Below are 22,682 nucleotides of genomic sequence, written 5' to 3' on the forward strand. Positions count from 1 at the left end.
CTCTTTCGACAAACACGCTTTTGATCAAGACCGCGTCAACGCGCTGGTTTGACGCTGCCGTATGAACGGTGCAGACCGACGAGGAGAGAACAGGTGGGGCGCGCTTGAGTTTCATCAGCAAATGGGTGGGTCTGCTCGGGCTTCTGGCCGTGCTCGTGATTGGCGACCAGATCCGGATCAATCGGCCCGGTCACAAATATCGCCTCGCGGTCGAGGTGACGACGCCTGACGGGATCAAGACCGGGTCGGGCATTCTGTCCGTCGTGCCCGATCGCGGCTATAGCCGGGGCGGCCGCACCACGATGCGCGGCGAGGCCGTGTTCGTCGACCTCGGCCGGGGAAAGAATGTGGTGGCATTGCTCGCGCATCAGCAGGGCGCGAAGCTCGATCTCGACGACATCAACTATGTCGCGCTCCGCGCTTATGGCGCTGCGCGAGGCAACCGCGTCTCGTTCAACGAGCTCAACCGGCAGACCGGCGTCGTCGCGGTGCAGGGCGACCTAATGCCCGTGCTGGTGAGCTTTGGCGATCCCCTGGACCCTACGACCGCGCGCCTTGTCGCCGGCGACCATGTGGAGGCGGTGCTGGGCGACGGTTACGCACTCCGTGGCCTTACCGCCGAAACAGTGCCCAACGGGCTTTGGCCGATCGATTTCGGTGGCGCGCTCGGGGAGCCCGTGACGCGCGGAATCGAGACGAAACTGCCCTGGTTGGCTGCGCCGGGCGACCCGGCGGCGACCGCGCTGAAGATCGCCGGCCTGCCCCTTGGCGGCGCGATCGTGGCCCGGGAGGCATTTGCGCGAAAATAGCATTGCCGTCCCGCGTACCCTTCTGTTGAATTTGTTCCACCCCAGGGGCATGTTTGGAGAATCGTCTTCGGCGAGAGGTCTGAACGGGAGATGAGAAAGCCGGTCGTCGGCGTGATCGGGAACGCCCATCGCGTTGAGAATCGATTTCAGGTCCAGATGGTCGGCGAGCGTAATCTGCGCGCCGTGGCCGAGGTTTCCGGCGGTCTGCCGGTGATGTTCGCGGGCTCGCCCGACATCACCGATATCGGCGCGCTGCTCGATACCGTCGACGGAATCGTGCTCACCGGCGCCCGCGCCAACGTCCATCCGACCCGTTTCAACGTCGATCCGTGTGAGGCGCACGAGCCCTACGACATCCACCGCGACGAGGTGGCGCTGGCGCTCTCGGTCGCCTGCGTTGCCCGCGGTATCCCGCTGTTCGGCATCTGCAGGGGCCTCCAGGAGATGAACGTCGCCTTCGGCGGCTCGCTGCATCCCGAGATCCGCGAAATCCCGGGCCGCATGAACCATCGCATGCCAAGGCTTGAGAACGGTGAGATCCATCCCGACCCGACAGTGGTGTTCGCCGATCGTCACGACGTCGATCTGACACCGGGCGGCGCGTTCGCGGAATTGCTCGGCTGTGACAAGATCAGGGTCAATTCGCTGCACGGCCAGGGCATCCTCGATCCCGGCAAGCGCGTGCTGATCGAGGGCATTGCCGAGGACGGCACCATCGAGGCGATCCGCATCGCGGAAGCCAAGACCTTTGCGCTCGGCGTGCAATGGCACGCCGAATACGACCCGCAGCACAATCCGATCAACCGAAAACTGTTCGAGGCGTTCGGTCAGGCCATGGTGGCGAAGCAGCGCGCGGCGGCGTAGCTGCGGGGCTGCGCCGAGGCCTATAAGGCTATCGATCGTTGCGACCGGCGGCGGAGGATTGGCGATTTTCGCAAACAGGCACGAGAACTAGTCTCCAGGATGGATTTCGCGGCGCTGAATGCATCCTGCGAATTACCAACAGCGCTCGCGATCTCTCGGGCGCAATAAACCAGATATCAAGAATTGATGCGCGCCAGTTTTCTCGATTCCGATTCGTTCTTTGAGAACGAAATGGAGTCAGACGCAGAACGAAACTCGATGACCACAAAAAAGGCGCCCCGAGGGGCGCCTTTCGTGCGTCGTGGTCGTTCGGGCCACCTAGCCCGAATAGTACATCTCGAACTCGACCGGGTGCGGGGTCATTTCGAAGCGGGCGACTTCGGTCATCTTCAGCTCGATATAGGCGTCGATGAAATCGTCGTCGAACACGCCGCCGTTCTTCAGGAAGCCGCGGTCCTTGTCGAGGTTTTCGAGCGCCTCGCGCAAGCTGCCGCACACCGTCGGGATCTGCTTCAGCTCTTCCTTCGGCAGATCGTAGAGGTCCTTGTCCATCGCCGGACCCGGATCGATCTTGTTCTTGATGCCGTCGAGGCCAGCCATCAGCATCGCGGCGAAACCGAGATAGGGATTGGCGAGCGGATCGGGGAAGCGCACCTCGACACGCTTGGCCTTCGGCGAAGCAGTGTAGGGGATCCGGCAGGAGGCCGAGCGGTTGCGCGCGGAATAGGCGAGCAGCACGGGAGCCTCATAGCCCGGGACCAGACGCTTGTAGGAGTTGGTCGACGGATTGGTGAAGGCGTTGATCGCCTTGGCGTGCTTGATGATGCCGCCGATGTAGTGGAGGCAGGTCTCCGACAGGTCGGCGTATTTGTTGCCGGCGAACACCGGCTTGCCGTCCTTCCAGATCGACTGGTGCACGTGCATGCCCGAGCCGTTGTCGCCGAAGACCGGCTTCGGCATGAAGGTGGCGGTCTTGCCGTAGATGTGCGCGACCTGGTGGATGCAGTATTTGTAGATCTGCATGTGGTCGGCCATCAGCGTCAGCGTGTCGAACTTCATGCCGAGCTCGTGCTGGGCGGAGGCGACTTCGTGATGGTGCTTCTCGACCTTCACACCCATCTTGGCCATGGCGCCGAGCATCTCCGAGCGCATGTCCTGCACGGAATCCTGCGGCGGCACCGGGAAGTAGCCGCCCTTGGTGCGGACACGATGGCCGAGATTGCCGCCTTCATATTCGGTGTCGGAGTTGGTCGGCAGCTCCGAGGAGTCGAGGCGGAAGCCGGTGCTGTAGGGATTGGCGGAGAAGCGCACGTCGTCGAACACGAAGAATTCGGCTTCGGGGCCGACGAAGACGGTGTCGCCAACGCCCATCGACTTCACCATCGCCTCGGCCTTCTTGGCGATGCCGCGGGGATCGCGGTTGTAGGGCTCGCCGGTGGTCGGCTCGAGCACGTCGCAGGTGATGACCATGGTGGTCTCGGCGAAGAACGGATCGATCGTCGCGGTCACCGGATCGGGCATCAGGCACATGTCGGACTCGTTGATCGCCTTCCAGCCGGCGATCGATGAGCCGTCGAACATCGTGCCTTCGGCGAAAATGTCCTCATCGATCATGCTGATGTCGAAGGTGACGTGCTGCCACTTGCCGCGCGGATCGGTGAAGCGCAGGTCGACGTATTTGACGTCGTTGTCCTTGATCGATTTCAGGACGTCTTTGGCGGTCTTCATGCATACCCCTTTTGGCTCTGCGGGTCGGTTTCCAAACTTCGAGCGACCGTGTTCACGCTTCTTGAGGCGCGCGAGGCACAAACAAAACGAGGCCGCCGAAGCAGCCTATTTCTTGTCAGAATGTCGCAAAATGCGGGATAGCACCCGGCTCAGATAGCGTCCAGCCCGGATTCGCCGGTTCGGATGCGGATCGCCTCTTCGATGTTGGAGACGAAAATCTTGCCGTCGCCGATGCGCCCGGTTTGCGCGGCGCGGCGGATTGCGTCGATGGCGCGCTCGACCAGATCGTCGCCGATCACGATCTCGATCTTCACCTTGGGCAGGAAGTCGACGATGTATTCTGCGCCGCGGTACAGCTCGGCGTGACCCTTCTGCCGGCCGAAGCCCTTGGCTTCGGTGACGGTGATGCCCTGAAGGCCGACTTCCTGAAGCGCTTCCTTCACCTCGTCGAGCTTGAATGGCTTGATGATGGCTTCGATTTTCTTCACTGCGCGCCTCCCGGCCTTTCGAACAAATAGCAACGTCTTCGTCAGGATGCGCTTTCTTAACGCACGATCTTGTCTTCGCTATGCCGGGATCCCTGACCAGTCCGGCAACAACGGCCGGCCACACCCTGATAAATGCCAGTGAGCACGACGAACCGAAGCGACTTCCGCGAAAGCAGGGTCTATGCCAAGTTGCAAATGCCCTGATTATTGGAGCGTTATCAGCCTTTTAACGTGCAGCTCTGATAGGTGGCGCCGACCCGCACAAAATACCGCAGACTACGAAATAGGCAAACGGTTCAATACTTGTGCAGATCGTTGTTCCGCCGGATAGCCCGGTGCGGAACGTGCCTGTTGAAAAGGCTTTTGGACAGGGAAGTGGCATGGAAGTTCTGACCAACGCCGAAATGCAGCGCGCCGACCAGCTCAGCATTGCAGCAGGCACCCCCGGATTCAAGCTGATGCTCAGCGCCGGCCAGGCGGTCGCCGAGGCCGCGAACGCACTGGTGGAGCAGGGGCCGATCCTGATCGTGGCCGGCCCGGGCAACAACGGCGGGGACGGTTTTGTCGCAGCCGCCGAGCTCGCCGCGCAAGGCCGCGAGGTCTCGGTGATCCTGATGTGCGAGCGGGACCAGCTCCAGGGCGACGCGGCCTCGGCGGCGCGGGGTTGGAAACACCCGGTGCTCCCGTTCAACCCGCAGGCGATCGGGCGACCGGCGCTGATCATCGATGCGCTGTTCGGCGCGGGCCTCAGCCGTCCCGTCGAGGGCGAGGCGCGTGAGATGATCGAGGCGATCAACGCCAATGGTGCGCCGGTGCTCGCGGTCGACCTGCCGAGCGGCATCAACGGCACCAGCGCGGCCGTGCTGGGCGTGGCCGTGAACGCCGCCGAGACCGTCACCTTCTTCCGCAAGAAGCCGGCGCATCTGCTGCTGCCGGGGCGCATGCATTGCGGTCACGTCCGCGTCGCCGACATCGGCATCGAGGCGCAGGTGCTGGACGAGATCGCGCCGCGGATTTTTGAGAACGATCCGGACTTCTGGGGCTCGGCCTTTCCGGTGCCGCGCATCGACGGCCATAAATACGCGCGAGGTCATGTGCTGGCGGTCTCGGGCGATGCGGCGGCGACCGGTGCGGCGCGGCTCGCCGCGCGCGGGGCGCTGCGCGCCGGCGCGGGCCTGGTGACTCTGGCCACGCCGCGTGATGCGCTGGCGATCAATGCGGCTGCGCTCACCGCGGTGATGGTTCACCCCGTCGATACCGCCATCGAGTTCGGCGAGCTGCTCGGCGACAAGCGCTACAACACCTGCATCATCGGCCCTGGCGCGGGCGTCGGCGAGCGCACCTGCGATCTCGTCCACACGGCGCTTACCTCCCAGCGGCGCCTGGTGCTCGACGCGGATGCGCTGACGAGCTTTGCCGCCAATCCCGAGCGCCTGTTCGAATCGATCAAGACGTCGCAGGACAAGGCGGTGGTGCTGACGCCGCACGAGGGCGAGTTCCCGCGGCTGTTCTCCGACCTCAGCAATAAACATCCGGGGCGCTCGAAGATCGAGCGCGTGCGCGCCGCCGCCGAGCGCTCCGGCGCGGTCGTGCTGCTGAAGGGCGCCGACACCACGATTGCCGCGCCCGACGGCCGCGCCACTATCGCCGCCAACGCTCCGCCCTGGCTCGCCACCGCGGGTGCCGGCGACGTCCTCGCCGGCATCATCGCAGGCCTCCTTGCGCAGGGCGTCCCGGCGTTCGAAGCCGCCAGCATCGCGGTGTGGATGCATGGCGAAGCGGCGAGCGAGGCCGGGCCGGGCCTGATCGCGGAGGATCTCACCGAGACGCTGCCCGCCGTGCACCGACGGATCTATCATGCGCTGGGGATCGAGTACTAATGCTCAGGCCGCTCGCGCTCACCGATATGGGCGCGGCGGCGCAGGTTCACCGGGCTGCATTCGACCATGCGCTGCCCTGGCTTTGCTGGGCTGCATACGCCGGATGAGGACCGCTGGTTCTACCGCGAGCATGTCTTGGCGACGTGCCGCGTGTGGGGACGCTTCGATGCCGATGTACTGAGCGGAATCATCGCTGTCCGTGACGGCTGGGTCGAGCAGCTTTACGTGCTTCCTGCTGTTCAAGGGCGCAGCGTCGGCACCGAACTCCTCGATATCGCCAAGCGGGCCAGCGAACAGCTGGAGCTCTGGACCTTCCAGCGCAACGCGTTGGCGGGCCGCTTCTATGAAGCGCGCGGGTTCACGCTGATCGAGCAGACCAACGGGACCCGAAACGAGGAGAAAGAACCGGACGCTCGCTATCTTTGGACGCGTGGCCGATAGCTCACTCCACCCCGTACCAGCGCACCAGCCGCGGCGCGGCCCAGTCGGTGACGACGGATTCGATCAGCCACCGCCCGGGAGAGGCCGCAGCGAATGCGATGCGCTGGGTCTGGCCGGGTTCGATCGCGAGCGTGTCGAGCCAATAGGGCTTCCAGCCGTCGTCGAGCTTGTCGAGCAGGCGGAAATGGTGGCCGTGGAGATGGAAGACGGTTGCGACGGAGGCGGGGTTCTTGAGGGCCAACACGACGGTGCGGCCGGCCTTGGTGCGAAAGGCGGGGGCGGAGGACGTCGAGAAATTTGCGGCCCGTACCCACCCGGCGTCGGCTGCCCCGAGAGCGACATCGAATCGCAGGGCGCCCCTCAGATCGAGCCGGTCGGGCAGGTCATTCGGAGGGAGTGGCAAGAGCGGCAACGGCGGCGCGCGCCGGTCAAGCTTGCCGGAGACCGTCAGGCGGCCGACCTGGCGCGCCTCCTTGCCGTCATGCAGCAGGAATGGGGCCGATGTGGCCGCATCCACGAAGGCGTCGGCGCGTGCGCCGGGAGCCAGCACCAGCGCGCCGTTGCGAGCCGGGAACGGCTCAGCCGGCTGTCCGTCCAGGGCCACCACGTGGACCTCGTGACTTTCCAATTTGATCGCCAGAACAGAACGTTGCGAGCCGTTGATAAAGCGCAGCCGCAGCCGCTCATTTGCTGAAGCTGAGAGTTCGAATGAAGTCGTTCCGTTGATTGTATAGAGCGGGGATGTGTCCTTCGGGTCCCGGCCCGGGGCAAGTGCGGTCCCATCCGGCCGCAGCCGCCACTCCTCGATCAAGAGGACCACGTCGCGATCGGCGGCGACCGTGTTGGTCTCGGTGGCGATGATCGGAAGCGGGCGCGCGGGCTGCTTCAGGCCGTCCTCGAACAGCCGGAAGTCGGCCAACAGGGTTCCCGCGGTTGGCACTGAAATGATTGATGTTTCCGTCGCGTCCGGGGCCGTCGGTGCGCGACCCCGAAGCGGGTCGGCCGCGGCCGGGCCATTGAGGCCGTACCAAACTGGTGCAAGCGGCACAGGCAGGTCGTTGCGGAAGACCACCTCGCAGCGGTCGCCACGTTTGAGGCGGACATCCCCGAGATGGCTGACGGCGGCCAGCTCCCAGATGGGTATAGCCGGCTGCCCCGACCTCAGAGCCAGCGTTGCCGGCCTTGCCTGAAGCGCGAGTTGGGCGGTCACGGCCGGGACTGCGCCGCCCGCCGTCAGCCCGGCCGCAGAGGCGCCAAATCCGGCCAAAACCTCGCGCCTCGTCAGGTCGAAGATCCGCGTTTTCATGGGCCGATCCGGACCACGCCGTGCTGGATAAGTCCAGCCGTCGTGCCTAGGTGAAGCCTGCCTCTATCGGGCCATTTTTTTGCTGCGAACAGGCGGGCACATGCTATAAGCCCGCCGCCCGCGGCATCGCGGCCGGTCTTGATGCAAATTTACGCGGGCGTGGCGGAACTGGTAGACGCGCTGGATTTAGGTTCCAGTGACGAAAGTTGTGGGGGTTCGAGTCCCTCCGCCCGCACCAAGCGCTTTCAGCGTTTGCACGGATTACGCGATCTGCTCCCGCGCGGATGTTTGTCCGCCGGAAGTCGGTCCGATGAACCACCGGCGTTGAGGCGTTCGCCTCGCGCCGGATCGATTAATGACAGCGTCCCGACGCATGCGCGCCGGGACCGAACGAGAAGAAGATTGGACACCATGCAGGTCACAGAAACCCTCTCGGAAGGTTTGAAGCGCGAGTTCAAGATCAGCGTTCCCGCGTCTGATCTCGACGCCAAGGCCGGTGCCAAGCTCGTCGACCTCAAGGACAAGGTTCGCATCAACGGCTTCCGTCCCGGCAAGGTGCCGGTCACGCACCTCAAGAAGGTCTATGGCCGCTCGGTGATGGCCGAGACCATCGACCAGACCATCCGCGACACCAACACTCAGCTGTTCTCCGAGCGCGGCTTCCGCCTGGCGACCGAACCGAAGATCACCATGCCGACCGAGCAGGCCGAGGTCGAGGAGCTGCTCAACGGCAAAACCGATCTGACCTACACGGTTGCGATCGAGGTGGTGCCGTCGATTGCGCTCGCCGACTTCAAGACCTTCGAGGTCGAAAAGCCTGTGGCCGAAGTCACCGACGCCGACGTCGACGAGGCGATCAAGCGCATCGCCGATTCGAACCGTGGCTATGCCGCGAAGGGCGAGGGCGCCAAGGCCGAATCGGGTGATCGCGTCACCGTCGCCTTTAAGGGCACCATCAACGGCGAAGCCTTCGAAGGCGGCGCCGGCGAGGGCATCCAGGTGGTGATCGGATCCAACACCTTCATCCCCGGCTTCGAAGAGCAGCTCATCGGCATCGCCGCCAACGAGACCCGCACGCTGAAGGTGGCGTTCCCCAAGAACTACATGAACGACAAGCTCGCCGGCCAGCCGGCCGAGTTCGAGACCACCGCGACGCTGATCGAGGCGCCGCAGGATCTCGCGATCGACGACGAGTTCGCGAAGACGCTCGGCCTGGAATCGCTGGACAAGCTGAAGGAAGCGGCGCGCGAGCGGCTGGTGGCCGAGTTCGCGACCGCGACCCGCCAGCGCGTCAAGCGCGCGCTGCTCGACCGCCTCGACGAGGCCCATCGCTTCGAGGCTCCGCCCTCGCTGGTCGACGAGGAGTTCAATCTGATGTGGAACTCGGTGAAGGCCGAGATGGAGTCCGCCGGCAAGACCTTCGCCGACGAAGACACCACTGAAGACGCCGCCAAGGAAGAGTACCGCAAGATCGCCGATCGTCGCGTGCGGCTCGGCCTCGTGCTCTCGGAGATCGGCGAGAAGAACAAGATCTCCGTGACCGATGACGAGGTCGGCCGCGCCGTGATCGAGCGGGCGCGCTCGATGCCGGGCCGCGAGAAGGAGGTCTGGGACTATTACCGCAGCAACGCCCAAGCCTTGGCCCAGCTTCGTGCACCGATCTATGAGGACAAGGTCGTCGACTTCATCCTCGAGCTTGCCAAGGTGACCGAGAAGAAGGTCTCGCGCGACGATCTCTACAAGGACGACGAGGCGGAAAAGACCGCGGCCTGAGGGCTCCAGAAGAGCCTTTAGGAGAGCCTCCAGGATAGCCTTGCATTAAGGATGATCAGCGAAGAGGTCGAGCTAGCCAGGTGGCCGGCTGGGCCTCTTTGTACGAATCAGCTTCAACTGCCTCACGGATTAAGCCTTAATTCGCTCCGCACTTGTCAGGCGCGAATTGGGCTATATCTGTCGCTACGCCCTCTGCTTCTGCCAAGTGCCTCTACCAAGTTCTTCTGCCAAGTTCCTGCATCACGGGACGTCCATCGGCCTTCCGGCAGATCCAGCCCCGACTGGCAGCCGGGCCTGGCGATGTCCGCCTCTTCAAAACCCTAGGTGACTCATGCGCGATCCGGTTGAAACCTACATGAACCTCGTGCCCATGGTGGTCGAGCAGACCAACCGTGGCGAGCGCGCCTACGACATTTTCTCGCGCCTTCTGAAAGAGCGAATCATCTTCCTGACCGGGCCGGTCGAGGACGGCATGTCGACGCTGATCGTCGCGCAGCTGTTGTTCCTTGAGGCGGAAAATCCGAAGAAGGAAATCTCGATGTACATCAACTCGCCGGGCGGCGTGGTGACGTCGGGCCTCGCGATCTACGACACCATGCAGTTCATTCGTCCGCCGGTCTCGACGCTGTGCACCGGACAGGCCGCCTCGATGGGCTCGCTGCTGCTCTGCGCCGGCGAGAAGGACATGCGCTTCTCGCTGCCGAACGCGCGCATCATGGTGCATCAGCCCTCCGGCGGCTTCCAGGGCCAGGCCACCGACATCATGCTGCACGCCCAGGAAATCCTGAACCTGAAGAAGCGGCTCAACGAGATCTACGTGAAGCACACCGGCCAGACCTACAAGGCGATCGAGGACGCGCTGGAACGCGACAAGTTCCTGACCGCGAGCGACGCCAAGGAGTTCGGCCTGGTCGACAGGGTGATCGACAAGCGCGCCGAGGAAACCGCGTCGCCGAAGACCCCGTAGCACTACTGTGCCGGCAATCCCTCTGGGACCGCGGGCACCATCAGGGAGCGTTCACGTTAAGGACACGTGCGCGCGTCGCAAAACGCACTTTTGCGCCCTGCGACAGGCAGAAAGTTCCGCTTTCGTGCTTGTTTTTCGTGGCAATCCAGCAACGCCGGGGTGATTTCGATCACTTCGCCCGTGCCAAGACCGGAAATCACGGTATTGTCACGGGTAGCCGGCGACCCCCGATTAGCGAATTCTTGATAGTCGGGTGCCAGCATGGTTCGCTATGACTGATCGGCTATGATCGCGGGGAATCGAATGACCGCGATTCGCACGGCATGTAACGCGTAGGGTCTTTTTTGGTACGGAATTTGCTCTATTTGAAGGACTGTACCGGCTGTCGTGCCGGAATAGGGCGATCGAGCGGACGGGATCGAACCGCGGACGGAGACATGAATGAGTAAGGTCGGCACGAGCGACTCCAAGAACACGCTGTATTGCTCGTTCTGCGGCAAGAGCCAGCACGAAGTGCGCAAACTGATCGCGGGTCCCACGGTCTTCATTTGCGACGAGTGCGTTGAGCTCTGCATGGACATCATTCGCGAGGAGAACAAATCCTCGCTGGTGAAGTCGCGCGACGGGATTCCGACGCCGAAGGAAATCTGCAAGGTGCTGGACGATTACGTGATCGGCCAGAACCATGCGAAGAAGGTCCTCTCGGTCGCGGTGCACAATCACTACAAGCGCCTCAACCACCAGACCAAGCACAACGACGTCGAGCTTGCGAAGTCGAACATCCTGCTGATCGGTCCGACCGGCTCGGGCAAGACGCTGCTCGCGCAGACGCTCGCCCGCATCCTGGACGTGCCGTTCACGATGGCGGATGCGACGACGCTGACCGAAGCCGGCTATGTCGGCGAGGACGTCGAGAACATCATCCTGAAGCTGCTCCAGGCCGCCGACTACAATGTCGAGCGTGCCCAGCGCGGCATCGTCTACATCGACGAAATCGACAAGATCAGCCGCAAGTCCGACAATCCCTCGATCACGCGCGACGTGTCGGGTGAGGGCGTGCAGCAGGCGCTGCTCAAGATCATGGAAGGCACGGTGGCTTCGGTCCCGCCGCAGGGCGGCCGCAAGCATCCGCAGCAGGAGTTCCTGCAGGTGGACACCACCAATATCCTGTTCATCTGCGGTGGTGCGTTCTCGGGCCTCGAAAAGATCATCTCGGCACGCGGACGTTCGACCTCGATCGGTTTCGCCGCTCAGGTGCTCGCACCGGAAGACCGCCGCACCGGCGAAATCTTCCGTCATGTCGAGCCTGAGGATCTCCTGAAGTACGGCCTGATCCCGGAATTCGTCGGCCGTCTGCCCGTCGTGGCGACGCTGGAGGATCTGGACGAGGCTTCGCTCAAGAAGATCCTGGTCGAGCCGAAGAACGCGCTGGTGAAGCAGTACCAGCGGCTGTTCGAGATGGAGAACATCGAGCTGACCTTCGCCGACGAGGCGCTTGGCGCGGTTGCCCGCAGGGCGATCGAGCGCAAGACCGGTGCGCGGGGGCTGCGTTCAATCCTCGAGGCGATCCTGCTCGAGACCATGTTCGACCTGCCGGGCCTCGAAGGTGTGGAAGAAGTCGTGATTTCCCGCGAAGTCGTGGAAGGAACGGCGCGTCCGCTCTACATCTACGCCGATCGGTCCGATCGCGCCGTCGAGAACGCCAGCGCCTGATTTCGGCGCTGGAACGCTCCAATCGTCTCCTCAAGCAGGGGCTGCGGAAAGTATCTCCGCAGCCGGTGTTGCGTCGCTTATTTGCGTGCGTAAGCGCCTGATGGCGCGCGTCTTTCAATGACTTGACACCCCCCGGGTCGATAGCCACCTAATGTCGGCGGCGAGTAAAAATTCTCTTCAAGATTCGCCTCAGTTCCGATTCGGCAAGCCGGTCCAACCTCAAAAGGACCGATCGGTATTGCGGGTCACCTCGGCACCTTGTGGCGGTTGCGCATGAGCATGGCGGGCTGCGTGCAAGGGGGCAAAGCAAAAGGAAAAGGCCATGACCAATCCAAAACCCAGGCCAACCATCGTCCATGGCGAAACGCACGCCTATCCCGTGCTGCCCCTGCGCGACATCGTCGTCTTCCCGCACATGATCGTTCCGCTCTTCGTCGGCCGCGAGAAGTCGATCCGCGCGCTCGAAGAGGTGATGAAGAACGACGCGCTGATCATGCTCGCGACCCAGAAGAACGCGTCCGACGATGATCCGGCACCCGATTCCATTTACGAGACCGGTACGCTTGCCAGCGTGCTCCAGCTCTTGAAGCTTCCCGACGGCACTGTGAAGGTGCTGGTCGAAGGGCTCGAGCGGGCGCGCGTGCAGAAGTACACCGATCGCGCCGACTATTACGAAGCGACCGCGATTGCGCTCGCCGATACCGATGCGAAGTCGGTCGAGGCGGAGGCCATGGCGCGCTCCGTCGTGTCCGACTTCGAGAGCTACGTGAAGCTCAACAAGAAGATCTCGGCCGAGGTCGTCGGCGTCGTGCAGGCGATCACCGATTTTGCCAAGCTCGCCGACACCGTCGCCTCGCATCTCGCCGTCAAGATCGCGGATCGCCAGGGCATCCTGGAGACGCTGTCGGTCACGCAGCGCCTGGAGAAGGTGCTGGGCCTGATGGAGAGCGAGATCTCGGTGCTCCAGGTCGAGAAGCGCATCCGCTCGCGCGTCAAGCGCCAGATGGAGAAGACCCAGCGCGAGTACTATCTCAACGAGCAGATGAAGGCGATCCAGAAGGAGCTCGGCGACGACGACGGTCGCGACGAGCTCGCCGATCTCGAAGAGAAGATCTCCAAGACCAAGCTCTCCAAGGAAGCGCGCGAGAAGGCGCAGCATGAATTGAAGAAGCTGCGCCAGATGTCGCCGATGTCCGCGGAAGCGACCGTCGTGCGCAACTATCTGGATTGGCTGCTGTCGATTCCGTGGAACAAGAAGTCCAAGGTGAAGAAGGATCTGGAAGCCGCGCAGGCGGTTCTGGATGCGGATCACTACGGGCTGGAGAAGGTCAAGGACCGCATCGTCGAGTATCTCGCCGTACAGTCGCGCGCCAACAAGCTGACGGGCCCGATCCTGTGCCTCGTCGGCCCTCCCGGCGTCGGCAAGACCTCGCTCGGCAAGTCGATCGCGAAGGCGACGGGGCGTGAATTCGTGCGCGTCTCGCTCGGTGGCGTGCGCGACGAGGCCGAGATCCGCGGGCACCGCCGCACCTATATCGGCTCGATGCCCGGCAAGATCATCCAGTCGATGCGGAAGGCGAAGTCGTCCAATCCGCTGTTCCTGCTGGACGAGATCGACAAGATGGGCGCCGATTTCCGCGGCGATCCGTCCTCGGCGCTGCTCGAGGTCCTCGACCCCGAGCAGAACGCGACCTTCAACGACCACTATCTCGAGGTCGACTACGATCTGTCCAACGTGATGTTCATCACGACCGCGAATACGCTCAATATTCCGGGACCACTGATGGACCGCATGGAGATCATCCGGATCGCGGGCTACACCGAGAACGAGAAGGTCGAGATCGCGCGCAAGCACTTGATCCCGACCGCGGTGTCCAAGCACGGCCTGGACTCCAAGGAGTTCTCGATCGACGACGACGCGCTGCTGCTTCTGATCCGCCGCTACACCCGCGAAGCGGGCGTGCGCAATTTGGAGCGTGAGCTCTCCACACTCGCCCGCAAGGCGGTGAAGGAGCTGATGATCTCCAAGAAGAAGTCGGTCAAGATCACCGAGAAGACTCTCGAAGAGCTTCTGGGCGTGCCGAAGTACCGCTACGGTGAGATCGAGAGCGAGCCGCAGGTCGGCATCGTCACCGGCCTTGCCTGGACCGATGTCGGCGGCGAGTTGCTGACGATCGAAGGCGTCATGATGCCCGGCAAGGGCAAGATGACGGTCACGGGCAATCTGCGTGACGTGATGAAGGAATCGATCTCGGCGGCGGCGTCCTATGTCCGCTCGCGCGCGATCGTCTACGGCATCGAGCCGCCGCTGTTCGACCGGCGCGACATCCACGTGCACGTGCCGGAAGGCGCGACGCCGAAGGACGGTCCGTCGGCGGGCGTGGCGATGGCCACCGCGATCATCTCGGTCATGACCGGCATCCCGGTCCGCCACGATGTCGCGATGACCGGCGAAATCACGCTGCGCGGCCGCGTGCTGCCGATCGGCGGCCTGAAGGAGAAGCTGCTGGCTGCTGCCCGCGGCGGCATCAAGACGGTGCTGATTCCTGAGGACAACGCCAAGGATCTCACGGAGATTTCCGATGCGATCAAGGGCGGCATGGAGATCATCCCGGTCTCGCGCCTCGACGACGTCGTCGCCAAGGCGCTGGTCAAGAAGCCAGTGCCGATCGTCTGGGAAGAGGACACCAAGGTGACGGTGAAGCCGGACGGCGACGAAGCCGCCGGCGGCCTGACCGCTCACTGAGATCGCAGCTCGAAAAAGATGATAAAACGGCGCCTTCGGGCGCCGTTTTTTTGTGGGGCATTTTGTTTTGGGCAGCGGATGACGACAATGCACATCGACGGGCAATGCCATTGCGGCGAGATTACCTTTGAAGCCGAGATCGACCCGGAGACGGTGTCGGTCTGCCACTGCACCGATTGCCAGACACTGACCGGCTCGCCCTTCCGGGTGACGGCCGTCTGTTCGGGCGCCGAAGTCCGCCTGACTGCCGGCACGCCCAGGATCTACGGCAAGCGCGGCGACAACGGCCGGATGCGCTTCCAGCACTTTTGCGCCGACTGCGGTTCCCCGCTGTTCACGAGCGGCGACGGCGACCAGGAGGACGATTGGGGCATCCGCTGGGGCAGCATCCGCCAGCGCGACAAATTGCGGCCCGTCAGGCAGATCTGGTGCCAGTCGGCGGCGGTGTGGATCGACGCGGTGCCGCTGCTGCCGGGCCGGCCACAGGATTGAGGCCCTGGAATTGGCGTTCCGCGCTTGCCCGTTCGGGGCCGGTAGGGATAAAGAAGCGGCGAGGGGCGGTTAGCTCAGCTGGTTAGAGCATCTCGTTTACACCGAGAGGGTCGGGAGTTCGAATCTCTCACCGCCCACCATATTTCAAGCACTTAGCAGGTTAGAATTTCGCAGCGGATCAGTTTCGGCACAGTATCATACCTCAGACGCTCCAGATTGGAAGTCGGGATGATGCTTCCCATAGGTGTTTTCCAGCACCTTCACCGACATTCCGAGGTGGCCAGCCGCTTCCCATAGGTCGATCCCGGCCTGCATCAGCCAGGTCGCGCGGGTGTGGCGCATTGTGTGCGGGCTCGCGTCTTCCAGCTTGGCGGCCTCGCAGGCCAGCGCCCATGACTTCTTGAGCGATTTGACCGGCTTCCCGTCGAAGTGGATGACGTGCTGGATCTTGCCGTCCTTGACCTTCCAGCGGCGCAGCAGGCGCACTACGGACTTGCCGAGCCGGACGGGTGGCTTCCGCTTGTTGGCGGCCTCAGTCTCGCCTGTGGCCATCCTGTCCATGACGCCGCTGCGCAGGTTGATCTGCGACCACTTCAGGCTCAGCAGCACGCCAGACCGTGAACCGGTCTTCAGGCCAAGGATCACGAAGCGGTACAGGTGCGGCCACTTCATCGCGGCCTTGCGCAGCCGGTGAGCCTCTTCCTCGGTCAACCAGCGCTCGCGCGGCCCCGACTTCTCCGGCAGGATCACAAGCGGAGCCTTGGCGAGCTGAGCCTTGTGCTCGTGCCAGTAATAGAGCGCCGCCCGCAATACTTCGAGGTCGCGCCGAGCCGCAGCTTGGGGCCGGGTCTTCGCGTATTCCTCGCAGGTGCTAGCGTTCACGTTGTCGGCTCGCTTGGTTGCCCAGAACGGGGTCAGGTTCGAAATGTTGTGCGCCGCCTTCTCTGCGGCCCGCGTCTTCGGCAACTTCTCCTTGGCGTAGACCAAGAGCACATCGGCAATCAGCGGCGACGGGACAGCCGCCGGCTCATACTTCTCAGCTATGTAGTCCGCGAGCCGCTTTTCAGCGCCCTCGTTGTCTGCCTCAACGCAGCCAGTGCGGATGAAGCTCGTTCCGTCTCTGATAACCCAGTGCCCGCGTTCCTTGTCGAGCCAGAGGCGGGCACCTTTCGATTTCCGGGGCATGTGTGCTTCATCTCTCGGACGCTACGAAGCGTCGTAAACCATTTGCGGCCGACCTTGAAGATCTGAAGGTGGCCGCGATCTGCCATCAGACGCAAGGTCGAAACCTCGATCGTCCCCCGATAGACGATATCGACGGCTTCCTGCAACGTGACCGGATCATCATCGTTCGGGCTCATGGTGCCTCGTGTTTCGACGTCACTGAGTATGTGGTCATGCGCGGCCCTTGCTGTTCATCACCTCGGCAACCGCCTGTTGGTTGCCCATCTCGATATTGTGGATGATGATTTCCAGCCCACGCTCGCGGGTCATGGTCCGCTGATCCTGGTAGGCGAGCAGCTTGCCGAGCATGTTGGCGCCGATAGCCAGCATCTCCTCAGAGGTCATCTTCGCGGCGTGACGGCTGAGCAACTTAGCCAATTCCTGATAGAGAACTTCATGCTCGGGTTTCGCGGTGAGCGTGCTCATGTGCCCACCTTCGGCCCTTCGGTGCCGTCCATCTCGTACCAAGTGAACTGGCCGTTCTCGCCGACCGGGAAGTGGCTGCGGCAGGTTGAGCAGAACGTGCCGTCGTAGAACTCCGGGTCGCGTGCATAGGTCGCTGCGATGTCGCGGCTCATTGTGGTGATCGCGCCGCACTTCGCATGCCGGTAGGCGTCACGGAAGGGGCGGACGTATCCCTTGGACCGCTCAGCCTCGCTCAAGACGACGTAGCCCTTTTGCTGGCCGGTCGCAGGGTTGATCTCGCGATGGTCGTCGGTAAGGGCTCCTCCGCCTGACAACTGCCGCGCGGATCGGTCAACCGGGATGGTTGCGGCGAGATACTGCTTCGCAATATCCAACTGCTTCTTTGTCTCCAATACCGCCTTCCTTGCGGCGAGCGCGCCTTGCTCAGCCGCATGTTGATGTTGGACGGCAATGTCGTATGCGGTCTGGGCCTGTTCGAGTTCGGTCATTTCACATGCTCACTTGTTTGAGGACAATGCCGGGGAGGCCGCGACGATTTGCAGAATGCGCCCGATCGGACGATGAAATCCGTCTGCGCAGCGTCCGTACCATTGGCAATAGTCTGTGCCGTCAAACCGGCTCAGATGAATATGATCCATCTTGCGCCACGGCTTCCCGGCATCGCGTTCGGAAATAGCAAGCGGATGCTTCGATAGTTCCTGGATCAGCTCGCCTTGTCCGCTCGACCCACCTGAACTATGGGTTGCTCGCATGGCTTCAGCCTGATTTGGCAGTGTGAGGACGTGGCTCATGAGCGATCCTCTGAAGGGACTCGCGGTGCAGCGGCGCGGATGCGCTCCCAATCCGCAAAGCAAAGCCAGCAGTAGCCCGAGTAGTCGTGCCGCTCAGGGATGTAGTCGTAATAGAATTCAGCGCCGCACTGGATGCAGACGGGGCCGGTGTGGCCGCTCGTGCGCGTAGGCACCTGCTTCGGTTGCCATGGCCACAGCTTCATGACTGGCCCCCAGCAGATCCCACACGATCGAGGTAGTCACGGAGCTCCGCAACGTCGCGCGCTGTCAATTCGTGGCGCCTGATCGTCCTGCCTGTACCGTCGTACTTCGGCCCGCAAATGCGATAGCCGCCGTTCTCGTCGTTGATTGCAAGCTGGATCAGACCGTCTGACCGCTCGTCGATCGAGAAGAATATTTTTGGCTTCTTAACCATTGCTATCCCCCGCTGCGGACACATCTGCGGTGATGATGCCGGCGGTCCATTCGGCGATGCCGGGTTGCGCCTTGAGTGGCCCGATAGCGTCCGTGCACGATCTGCAACGGTTCGCCTCGTGATCCGGGCATGGCGGATGGCCAGAATATCGCATCGCGTAGGAGCTGCCGACCTCGCTTCGCATGAAGCGCCCGCAGTGATCGCACTTCGGCATCATGTTGAATTGGCTCATGGCTGGTCCTGCGAAGCCAACGCAAGAGACACCAACCGAGTCTTGAAGCCATGCTTTTCAGACGTGGCGTTGAACTTGTCGCGGATAGCGTGCTCAAGATTGATACCGGCGGCTGAGGCAATCAGGTCAGCGCAGATCACAACGTCCGCCAGTTCCTGGGCCAAATGCTCGACCGTATCGCGGGAGCCTTTAATGCCCATCTGCTCGCGGTCTAGCTTCTTGATGACGTTGCAAGCTTCGCCGACTTCGCCGGCTAGTTCGTTGCCACGATACGACAACGAGAGTTGATTGCCTTCATCCCACTCGATTTGGCGGGCCACGTTCGCGGAGCGCAGGCTTGAATAATAGGTCATTTGTCAGTTTCCATGTGGGCGCGACAGCGCGAGTATGGCGTCAGCCTTCGTCATGAATTCAGGGAACGCGGGATGGCAGGCGATACAGCCATCTTCCGTGTCGCTCAGGATGCAGCCGCCCGAGCAGCAAACAATGCGAGCGATATCTTCCCGCGTCGGCAATGTCTGCGGTGCTGGGCGCGTCACTGGTGGAGTACAGCACCAATGGTTGCCATTTTCGTCCCGCCACATCTTGAAGCACTTGCAGATCATGCCGGCCGGGAGCTTCGCATAACCATCCGGCACTTTGACTTGCTGCGGTACTGCTCTGAGGCGCTCGATCTGAGCTTCAAGCTCGTCGATGTATTTATCTCGGTCATCAAACCCAAGGGTGTCTGGCCACTTGGTCATGTTTCTCGGCGGTACATCGGGGGTGTGTTTTGTGTTTCTCACATACTTGTCGTAGGCGCCCTTCCATGTTGCCAAAGCGCAGTTCTGGGTGATCATGCCGTGCGCCGGGTCTTCTTGGTTGTCGGCCCACCAGACATAGAATTCTTGCTGAACGTCTTGAACCGAAAGCGGTGGTTCACCATTGCCGGCAGAGCGGTGGGCAGCCTCTGCGGCCTCGACTGCATCAAGCTGTTTGTTTGCCCGACCGCAGTCCAGCGCGCCGCTTAGCCGGGTAATCTCGCGATAGCAGCGGTTCAAGCAATCCTGCACCAGTGCGGCCGGCGATGGTTGGGAGGTGCGGTCGAGGGCAGTCGCCACACGCCGCATGACCATCTTCAGCTCCTGCGGCCCATCATGGTCGGCTGACTGCCTGAGGCGAAAAGCTAGACGATCTAGGTCGTCCGCCATCGCAGATGGTTGGGCAGGAGCGCCAGAGAGGATAGCCGCCTCAATTGCCGTCAGCTTGCCCTTGATGCTCGCAGCTATCGTAGACGCGCAGCTCGCGTCGGCTATCACCCGACCGATCAGGTAGTCTACATCGGCTTGCAGCTCATGCAGAGGCACGCGGATTTCATCAACCAACTCGGGCATGTCTATTCCCCCAATTGCCGACGAATTTGGTGGACGCGATCCATCAGACGGTCGCCCTCGACCGTGTTCAGTTCGCGAATGGACATCTTGTCGAGCTTATTGGCGATGTCGCGCCATTCCTCGACTAGGTTGAAGCGCTTCAATCCGGTGCAGGTCATGGTTTTCCTCTTGAAACAAAGGCTGAGATGCCGGCGAAGGTGAGCACGACTAACCCGATTGCCGCGAAGACGCCCCAGCGCGGATAGAGCGTGTTTCCAATCCAAATGAGGTCGGTCACGCCACACCCTCACTGCCAGCGGAGAATCGGGGATCTGAATTGGTCATGGCTTCACCTGCTTGACACTGATGCTGCGCTTCAGGCGCTCGGCATACATTTCGATCTCGCCGTTCTCGCCATAGGCCATCCAGCAATCGGATTTTGACGGGTCGCGCATGAGGTGCTTCGCGGCACGGCCGGCTAGCACGATGTTTTCTTCGTCACATCTAAAGATGAATTTGCCGAACATCACTGGCGTTCCTGTTGAGTGAGCTGTTACGCGGCTTCGGATTGCTCGGACTCAACTGGCTTCGCCGCGCCGTTGATGGCAGCGATCAGCCGCTCGACCAGATCGGCGTCATCCGTGAAAACGGTGATCTCGGCCTGATTGAACTGCTGGAAGTCCTCGTCAGCGCCGCCATGCAGCGTCAGCTTGAGCGCGCCGCCGCCATGGGTGCTGGCCTCGATCGCCTTAACCCAGTGGTAGTGAGCGCCCGTCGAGATCATCAGTGCGGTCATTTCAAATTCTCCTGTTAAAAGTCAGACTTTTACTGCGGCGATGACAGTGCAAGTGTGATCACGCGCGGCCCCGGCTGTTCATCACCTCAGCAATGGCTTGCTGATTGCCAAGCTCGATGTTCTGGATGATGATCTCCAGCCCACGTTCGCGCGTCATGGTGCGCTGATCCTGGTAAGCGAGAAGCTTCCCGAGCATGTTGGCGCCGATGGCCAGCATCTCCTCTGCCGTCACCTTGTCGCCATGCCGGCCAAGCATCTTAGCCAAGTCCTGATAGAGAACTTCATGCTCTGGCTTTGCGGTGCGGGTGCTCATGTTCCCACCTTCGGCCCTTCGGTACCGTCCATCTCGTACCAAGTGAATTCGCCCTTTTCTCCGACCGGAAAATGGCTGCGGCAGGTTGAGCAGAACGTGCCATCGTAGAACTCCGGATCGCGCGCATAGGTCGCTGCGATGTCGCGGCTCATTGTGGTGATCGCGCCGCACTTCGCATGCCGGTACGCGTCGCGAAACGGGCGAACGTATCCCTTTGACCGCTCAGCCTCGCTCAAGACGATATAGCCCTTTTGCTGGCCCGTTGCCGGGTTGATCTCGCGGTGGTCGCCAGTCACGGGGCCGCCGCCGGACAGTTGGCGGGCCGATCGGTCTACGGGGATGGACTCGGCAGCCTTACGCTTCGCCGCGTCGAGACGGTCGCGCGCTGCAAAGACCTTTTTCGCCGCGTCGTTGACGATCTTGTCGGCGTTGGCTCGCTCAGAAACAGCGGCGTCATAATCGGCTTGCGCTTGTTCTAGGTCGTTCATTCTCATCCTCACCGTCTAAAATTGGTCCGCACTTTCACTGTCGTAGCGACAATGCTGATCACTCGACCCATCGGGCCGGGATCGGCGTGCCGTCGAATTTCCTGCCTGGTATCGTGCGGCGGCGGTGCTTCACGCCAATGTGCCGAGCTCGCACGCGCGCAACTTTCGCCTTCAGCTTCACGTCGAGCCGGGTCTTGGCCTTGTGGCATGGCACGCAGAGAAGCTGGATATTGCTCTCGCGGTTCTCGCCGCCCAGGATCAGTGAAATAGCGTGGTCGTATTGGCCGGTCGAAGCCTCGACGCCGCACTTTGCACAGCAGCCCTCGGCCTTTGCGTGGACGCGGAGCTTCACCCGAACAGGGATCGCGCTGTCGTCCGTTTTGCCGCGCCATTCTTCGACCGTGCGGCTCATACCGGCTCCATTTCCTCTTGGTCGTGGAAGGTGATGCCGTTCTCCGCGCCCCAGGCCGCGATCCATTCCATCAGCTCGGACATCTCATGCACCGAGAGATCGGAGGACGAGCGGCCGCAAGGGATCATGCCAGCGCGGTTGAGTGCGGGAAGGTGCCTGATCTCAAGGCCACGTTCCTCCGCATAGGCGGTCATGAACATGATCTTCCAGTCTTCCGTATTGAAGCGGCGATCGTTGACGCGGCCCTGCACCGCGACGTCGGTAAGCATTGCCCAAAACCGCGAGTTCTGGTCGACCGACCTTGCCGGCCCCTTGAACTCGACGCGGCTCCCGGTCGGCGCCTTGCGCACCCACTGGATGGCTTGCTCACGCTCGGACGCACTTTGAAGGATGAGCATTGCCCGGCTCATGCTGCCATCGCCTCGCCGCGGCGCCTGATCTGCGCTACAACGTCGTCGAGCTCGGCGTTGAAGCGGTCGATCTCCGTTGCGAGCTTCTGGATATAGATCTCGTCACGGTGAACGCGCTTCACGAAAAGCGGCATCTTCGGCCAATAGATGGCGATATCCCACCACTGCCTTTTCGCGAGCCAAAGCGTGCCCTGGACCTGTGCCTTATGCTCAGGCGGGAATTCATCCTTCAGGATCACTTCGGCCAGCAAGTGCGGGAGCTTGGTCTTGATCTCGGCGCCGCCGTCATCACCGATCAGGCTGTCCGGCGAACAACCGGCCCGGCCATTCTTGATGAAAGCGACGCGGTGAAGCTGCGCGCCGGTCTGGAAAGAATACAGGTCGCGCGCCTCGGCTTCCATTGCATGCCCGCGCTCCGTGTGATCGTTCGAAAAGCTCTCCATCGGCTCGCCAGTGATGATCTCGCCGGCCAGTTTGAGCATGTACGTTCGGCGCGTCTTGCCTTCGCCCTTCGCAAGCACGGTCGAAAACTGAGAAGCTGTCGGGATTCCGGCGCGGGCGCGCAACCACGCCTCGGAGTTCTGCTCGATGTCCGTAATGATTTCCACGATCTGCC

General features: G+C 62.3%; 27 protein-coding genes, 2 tRNA genes and 1 pseudogene. 11 read left to right on the plus strand and 19 right to left on the minus strand.

Features of this window, described 5'->3' with window-relative positions:
* The first annotated feature begins 104 nt into the window (after positions 1–104).
* Together IVB50_RS27745 and IVB50_RS27750 are read left to right on the plus strand one after the other, a co-directional pair.
* On the plus strand, positions 105–809 hold the full coding sequence (locus tag IVB50_RS27745; protein ID WP_026232881.1) for a hypothetical protein: 705 nt from the start codon (positions 105–107) through the stop codon (positions 807–809).
* Positions 810–899: 90 nt separating this feature from the next.
* Positions 900–1,673 (plus strand): gamma-glutamyl-gamma-aminobutyrate hydrolase family protein, encoded by a 774-nt coding sequence (locus IVB50_RS27750; RefSeq protein ID WP_018455114.1) that lies wholly within the window; start codon positions 900–902, stop codon positions 1,671–1,673.
* 318 nt (positions 1,674–1,991) lie between these two features.
* Here IVB50_RS27750 and glnA read toward each other — a convergent pair whose 3' ends face one another.
* Together glnA and IVB50_RS27760 are read right to left on the minus strand one after the other, a co-directional pair.
* Positions 1,992–3,401, minus strand: a complete 1,410-nt coding sequence (gene glnA, locus IVB50_RS27755; RefSeq protein WP_007603494.1) for a type I glutamate--ammonia ligase — start codon at positions 3,399–3,401, stop codon at positions 1,992–1,994.
* 149 nt (positions 3,402–3,550) lie between these two features.
* Complete coding sequence (locus tag IVB50_RS27760) at positions 3,551–3,889, minus strand: P-II family nitrogen regulator (protein WP_007603495.1); 339 nt, start codon at positions 3,887–3,889, stop codon at positions 3,551–3,553.
* A gap of 380 nt (positions 3,890–4,269) precedes the next feature.
* On the opposite strand from IVB50_RS27760, the gene IVB50_RS27765 reads away from it, so the two are divergent.
* The gene (locus IVB50_RS27765; RefSeq protein ID WP_018455113.1) at positions 4,270–5,769 is read left to right on the plus strand and encodes a bifunctional ADP-dependent NAD(P)H-hydrate dehydratase/NAD(P)H-hydrate epimerase; all 1,500 of its coding nucleotides are present in this window, start codon (positions 4,270–4,272) and stop codon (positions 5,767–5,769) included.
* Positions 5,769–6,210: pseudogene (locus IVB50_RS27770) on the plus strand (GNAT family N-acetyltransferase). The gene IVB50_RS27765 and the pseudogene IVB50_RS27770 overlap by 1 nt, the downstream one beginning before the upstream one ends.
* Position 6,211: 1 nt before the next feature.
* Here IVB50_RS27770 and IVB50_RS27775 read toward each other — a convergent pair.
* Positions 6,212–7,516, minus strand: a complete 1,305-nt coding sequence (locus tag IVB50_RS27775; protein WP_018455111.1) for a multicopper oxidase domain-containing protein — start codon at positions 7,514–7,516, stop codon at positions 6,212–6,214.
* Positions 7,517–7,669: 153 nt separating this feature from the next.
* On the opposite strand from IVB50_RS27775, the gene IVB50_RS27780 reads away from it, so the two are divergent.
* The 7 genes from IVB50_RS27780 (at position 7,670) to IVB50_RS27810 (ending at position 15,347) form a co-directional block, all read left to right on the plus strand.
* Positions 7,670–7,754: transfer RNA gene (locus IVB50_RS27780), tRNA-Leu, on the plus strand.
* A gap of 173 nt (positions 7,755–7,927) precedes the next feature.
* The gene (gene tig, locus IVB50_RS27785) at positions 7,928–9,289 is read left to right on the plus strand and encodes a trigger factor (RefSeq protein WP_018455110.1); all 1,362 of its coding nucleotides are present in this window, start codon (positions 7,928–7,930) and stop codon (positions 9,287–9,289) included.
* A 331-nt stretch (positions 9,290–9,620) separates the two neighbouring features.
* Complete coding sequence (locus IVB50_RS27790) at positions 9,621–10,256, plus strand: ATP-dependent Clp protease proteolytic subunit (RefSeq protein WP_007611005.1); 636 nt, start codon at positions 9,621–9,623, stop codon at positions 10,254–10,256.
* A gap of 441 nt (positions 10,257–10,697) precedes the next feature.
* Positions 10,698–11,969, plus strand: coding sequence for an ATP-dependent Clp protease ATP-binding subunit ClpX (gene clpX / locus IVB50_RS27795; RefSeq protein WP_007603503.1), 1,272 nt, complete (start codon positions 10,698–10,700; stop codon positions 11,967–11,969).
* 322 nt (positions 11,970–12,291) lie between these two features.
* A complete protein-coding gene (lon, locus tag IVB50_RS27800; protein WP_018455109.1) occupies positions 12,292–14,715 on the plus strand; it encodes an endopeptidase La in 2,424 nt (807 codons plus the stop codon).
* A gap of 87 nt (positions 14,716–14,802) precedes the next feature.
* Positions 14,803–15,207, plus strand: coding sequence for a GFA family protein (locus IVB50_RS27805; RefSeq protein WP_018455108.1), 405 nt, complete (start codon positions 14,803–14,805; stop codon positions 15,205–15,207).
* A 63-nt stretch (positions 15,208–15,270) separates the two neighbouring features.
* Positions 15,271–15,347: transfer RNA gene (locus tag IVB50_RS27810), tRNA-Val, on the plus strand.
* A 55-nt stretch (positions 15,348–15,402) separates the two neighbouring features.
* Here IVB50_RS27810 and IVB50_RS27815 read toward each other — a convergent pair.
* The 16 genes from IVB50_RS27815 to IVB50_RS27885 all read right to left on the minus strand — a co-directional run bounded on the left by IVB50_RS27815 (position 15,403) and on the right by IVB50_RS27885 (position 22,674).
* A complete protein-coding gene (locus IVB50_RS27815) occupies positions 15,403–16,392 on the minus strand; it encodes a site-specific integrase (RefSeq protein ID WP_247298255.1) in 990 nt (329 codons plus the stop codon).
* 210 nt (positions 16,393–16,602) lie between these two features.
* Complete coding sequence (locus IVB50_RS27820) at positions 16,603–16,857, minus strand: hypothetical protein (RefSeq protein WP_247298257.1); 255 nt, start codon at positions 16,855–16,857, stop codon at positions 16,603–16,605.
* Positions 16,854–17,345: a hypothetical protein gene (locus IVB50_RS27825; RefSeq protein WP_247298260.1), complete on the minus strand. Its 492-nt coding sequence runs from the start codon at positions 17,343–17,345 to the stop codon at positions 16,854–16,856. Before IVB50_RS27825 ends, IVB50_RS27820 begins: the two co-directional genes overlap by 4 nt.
* A gap of 9 nt (positions 17,346–17,354) precedes the next feature.
* Positions 17,355–17,648: a hypothetical protein gene (locus IVB50_RS27830; RefSeq protein WP_247298263.1), complete on the minus strand. Its 294-nt coding sequence runs from the start codon at positions 17,646–17,648 to the stop codon at positions 17,355–17,357.
* Positions 17,649–17,847: 199 nt separating this feature from the next.
* Positions 17,848–18,063, minus strand: a complete 216-nt coding sequence (locus tag IVB50_RS27835; RefSeq protein ID WP_247298265.1) for a hypothetical protein — start codon at positions 18,061–18,063, stop codon at positions 17,848–17,850.
* Positions 18,064–18,291: 228 nt separating this feature from the next.
* Positions 18,292–18,648: a MazG-like family protein gene (locus IVB50_RS27840; RefSeq protein ID WP_247298268.1), complete on the minus strand. Its 357-nt coding sequence runs from the start codon at positions 18,646–18,648 to the stop codon at positions 18,292–18,294.
* Between the two features lie 3 nt (positions 18,649–18,651).
* Positions 18,652–19,668 (minus strand): hypothetical protein, encoded by a 1,017-nt coding sequence (locus IVB50_RS27845; protein WP_247298271.1) that lies wholly within the window; start codon positions 19,666–19,668, stop codon positions 18,652–18,654.
* Positions 19,669–19,670: 2 nt separating this feature from the next.
* The gene (locus tag IVB50_RS27850; RefSeq protein WP_247298274.1) at positions 19,671–19,826 is read right to left on the minus strand and encodes a hypothetical protein; all 156 of its coding nucleotides are present in this window, start codon (positions 19,824–19,826) and stop codon (positions 19,671–19,673) included.
* Positions 19,823–19,945 carry a hypothetical protein gene (locus tag IVB50_RS42480; protein ID WP_256465354.1) on the minus strand — a complete coding sequence of 41 codons (123 nt, stop codon included), beginning with the start codon at positions 19,943–19,945 and terminating at the stop codon, positions 19,823–19,825. Before IVB50_RS42480 ends, IVB50_RS27850 begins: the two co-directional genes overlap by 4 nt.
* A 43-nt stretch (positions 19,946–19,988) precedes the next feature.
* Complete coding sequence (locus IVB50_RS27855) at positions 19,989–20,174, minus strand: hypothetical protein (RefSeq protein ID WP_247298277.1); 186 nt, start codon at positions 20,172–20,174, stop codon at positions 19,989–19,991.
* 26 nt (positions 20,175–20,200) lie between these two features.
* On the minus strand, positions 20,201–20,443 hold the full coding sequence (locus tag IVB50_RS27860) for a hypothetical protein (RefSeq protein WP_247298280.1): 243 nt from the start codon (positions 20,441–20,443) through the stop codon (positions 20,201–20,203).
* 58 nt (positions 20,444–20,501) lie between these two features.
* A complete protein-coding gene (locus IVB50_RS27865) occupies positions 20,502–20,756 on the minus strand; it encodes a hypothetical protein (protein ID WP_247298283.1) in 255 nt (84 codons plus the stop codon).
* Positions 20,753–21,244 (minus strand): hypothetical protein, encoded by a 492-nt coding sequence (locus IVB50_RS27870; RefSeq protein WP_247298285.1) that lies wholly within the window; start codon positions 21,242–21,244, stop codon positions 20,753–20,755. Before IVB50_RS27870 ends, IVB50_RS27865 begins: the two co-directional genes overlap by 4 nt.
* Positions 21,245–21,302: 58 nt before the next feature.
* Complete coding sequence (locus IVB50_RS27875; protein WP_247298288.1) at positions 21,303–21,656, minus strand: HNH endonuclease signature motif containing protein; 354 nt, start codon at positions 21,654–21,656, stop codon at positions 21,303–21,305.
* Complete coding sequence (locus IVB50_RS27880) at positions 21,653–22,054, minus strand: recombination protein NinB (protein ID WP_247298291.1); 402 nt, start codon at positions 22,052–22,054, stop codon at positions 21,653–21,655. Before IVB50_RS27880 ends, IVB50_RS27875 begins: the two co-directional genes overlap by 4 nt.
* Before the next feature lie 8 nt (positions 22,055–22,062).
* Positions 22,063–22,674 (minus strand): lambda exonuclease family protein, encoded by a 612-nt coding sequence (locus tag IVB50_RS27885; RefSeq protein WP_346771311.1) that lies wholly within the window; start codon positions 22,672–22,674, stop codon positions 22,063–22,065.
* Positions 22,675–22,682: the final 8 nt, after the last annotated feature.

Source organism: Bradyrhizobium sp. 87 (assembly GCF_023073015.1).
Taxonomy (GTDB): domain Bacteria; phylum Pseudomonadota; class Alphaproteobacteria; order Rhizobiales; family Xanthobacteraceae; genus Bradyrhizobium; species Bradyrhizobium canariense_D.

Coding starts and splice junctions, on each gene's coding strand:
- IVB50_RS27750 (WP_018455114.1), top strand. CDS start 900: ATGAGAAAGCCGGTCGTCGGCGTGATCGGGAACGCCCATCGCGTTGAG.
- glnA (WP_007603494.1), bottom strand. CDS start 3,401: ATGAAGACCGCCAAAGACGTCCTGAAATCGATCAAGGACAACGACGTC.
- IVB50_RS27765 (WP_018455113.1), top strand. CDS start 4,270: ATGGAAGTTCTGACCAACGCCGAAATGCAGCGCGCCGACCAGCTCAGC.
- IVB50_RS27775 (WP_018455111.1), bottom strand. CDS start 7,516: ATGAAAACGCGGATCTTCGACCTGACGAGGCGCGAGGTTTTGGCCGGA.
- tig (WP_018455110.1), top strand. CDS start 7,928: ATGCAGGTCACAGAAACCCTCTCGGAAGGTTTGAAGCGCGAGTTCAAG.
- IVB50_RS27790 (WP_007611005.1), top strand. CDS start 9,621: ATGCGCGATCCGGTTGAAACCTACATGAACCTCGTGCCCATGGTGGTC.
- clpX (WP_007603503.1), top strand. CDS start 10,698: ATGAGTAAGGTCGGCACGAGCGACTCCAAGAACACGCTGTATTGCTCG.
- lon (WP_018455109.1), top strand. CDS start 12,292: ATGACCAATCCAAAACCCAGGCCAACCATCGTCCATGGCGAAACGCAC.
- IVB50_RS27805 (WP_018455108.1), top strand. CDS start 14,803: ATGCACATCGACGGGCAATGCCATTGCGGCGAGATTACCTTTGAAGCC.
- IVB50_RS27815 (WP_247298255.1), bottom strand. CDS start 16,392: ATGCCCCGGAAATCGAAAGGTGCCCGCCTCTGGCTCGACAAGGAACGC.
- IVB50_RS27820 (WP_247298257.1), bottom strand. CDS start 16,857: ATGAGCACGCTCACCGCGAAACCCGAGCATGAAGTTCTCTATCAGGAA.
- IVB50_RS27825 (WP_247298260.1), bottom strand. CDS start 17,345: ATGACCGAACTCGAACAGGCCCAGACCGCATACGACATTGCCGTCCAA.
- IVB50_RS27830 (WP_247298263.1), bottom strand. CDS start 17,648: ATGAGCCACGTCCTCACACTGCCAAATCAGGCTGAAGCCATGCGAGCA.
- IVB50_RS27835 (WP_247298265.1), bottom strand. CDS start 18,063: ATGGTTAAGAAGCCAAAAATATTCTTCTCGATCGACGAGCGGTCAGAC.
- IVB50_RS27840 (WP_247298268.1), bottom strand. CDS start 18,648: ATGACCTATTATTCAAGCCTGCGCTCCGCGAACGTGGCCCGCCAAATC.
- IVB50_RS27845 (WP_247298271.1), bottom strand. CDS start 19,668: ATGCCCGAGTTGGTTGATGAAATCCGCGTGCCTCTGCATGAGCTGCAA.
- IVB50_RS27850 (WP_247298274.1), bottom strand. CDS start 19,826: ATGACCTGCACCGGATTGAAGCGCTTCAACCTAGTCGAGGAATGGCGC.
- IVB50_RS27855 (WP_247298277.1), bottom strand. CDS start 20,174: ATGTTCGGCAAATTCATCTTTAGATGTGACGAAGAAAACATCGTGCTA.
- IVB50_RS27860 (WP_247298280.1), bottom strand. CDS start 20,443: ATGACCGCACTGATGATCTCGACGGGCGCTCACTACCACTGGGTTAAG.
- IVB50_RS27865 (WP_247298283.1), bottom strand. CDS start 20,756: ATGAGCACCCGCACCGCAAAGCCAGAGCATGAAGTTCTCTATCAGGAC.
- IVB50_RS27870 (WP_247298285.1), bottom strand. CDS start 21,244: ATGAACGACCTAGAACAAGCGCAAGCCGATTATGACGCCGCTGTTTCT.
- IVB50_RS27875 (WP_247298288.1), bottom strand. CDS start 21,656: ATGAGCCGCACGGTCGAAGAATGGCGCGGCAAAACGGACGACAGCGCG.
- IVB50_RS27880 (WP_247298291.1), bottom strand. CDS start 22,054: ATGCTCATCCTTCAAAGTGCGTCCGAGCGTGAGCAAGCCATCCAGTGG.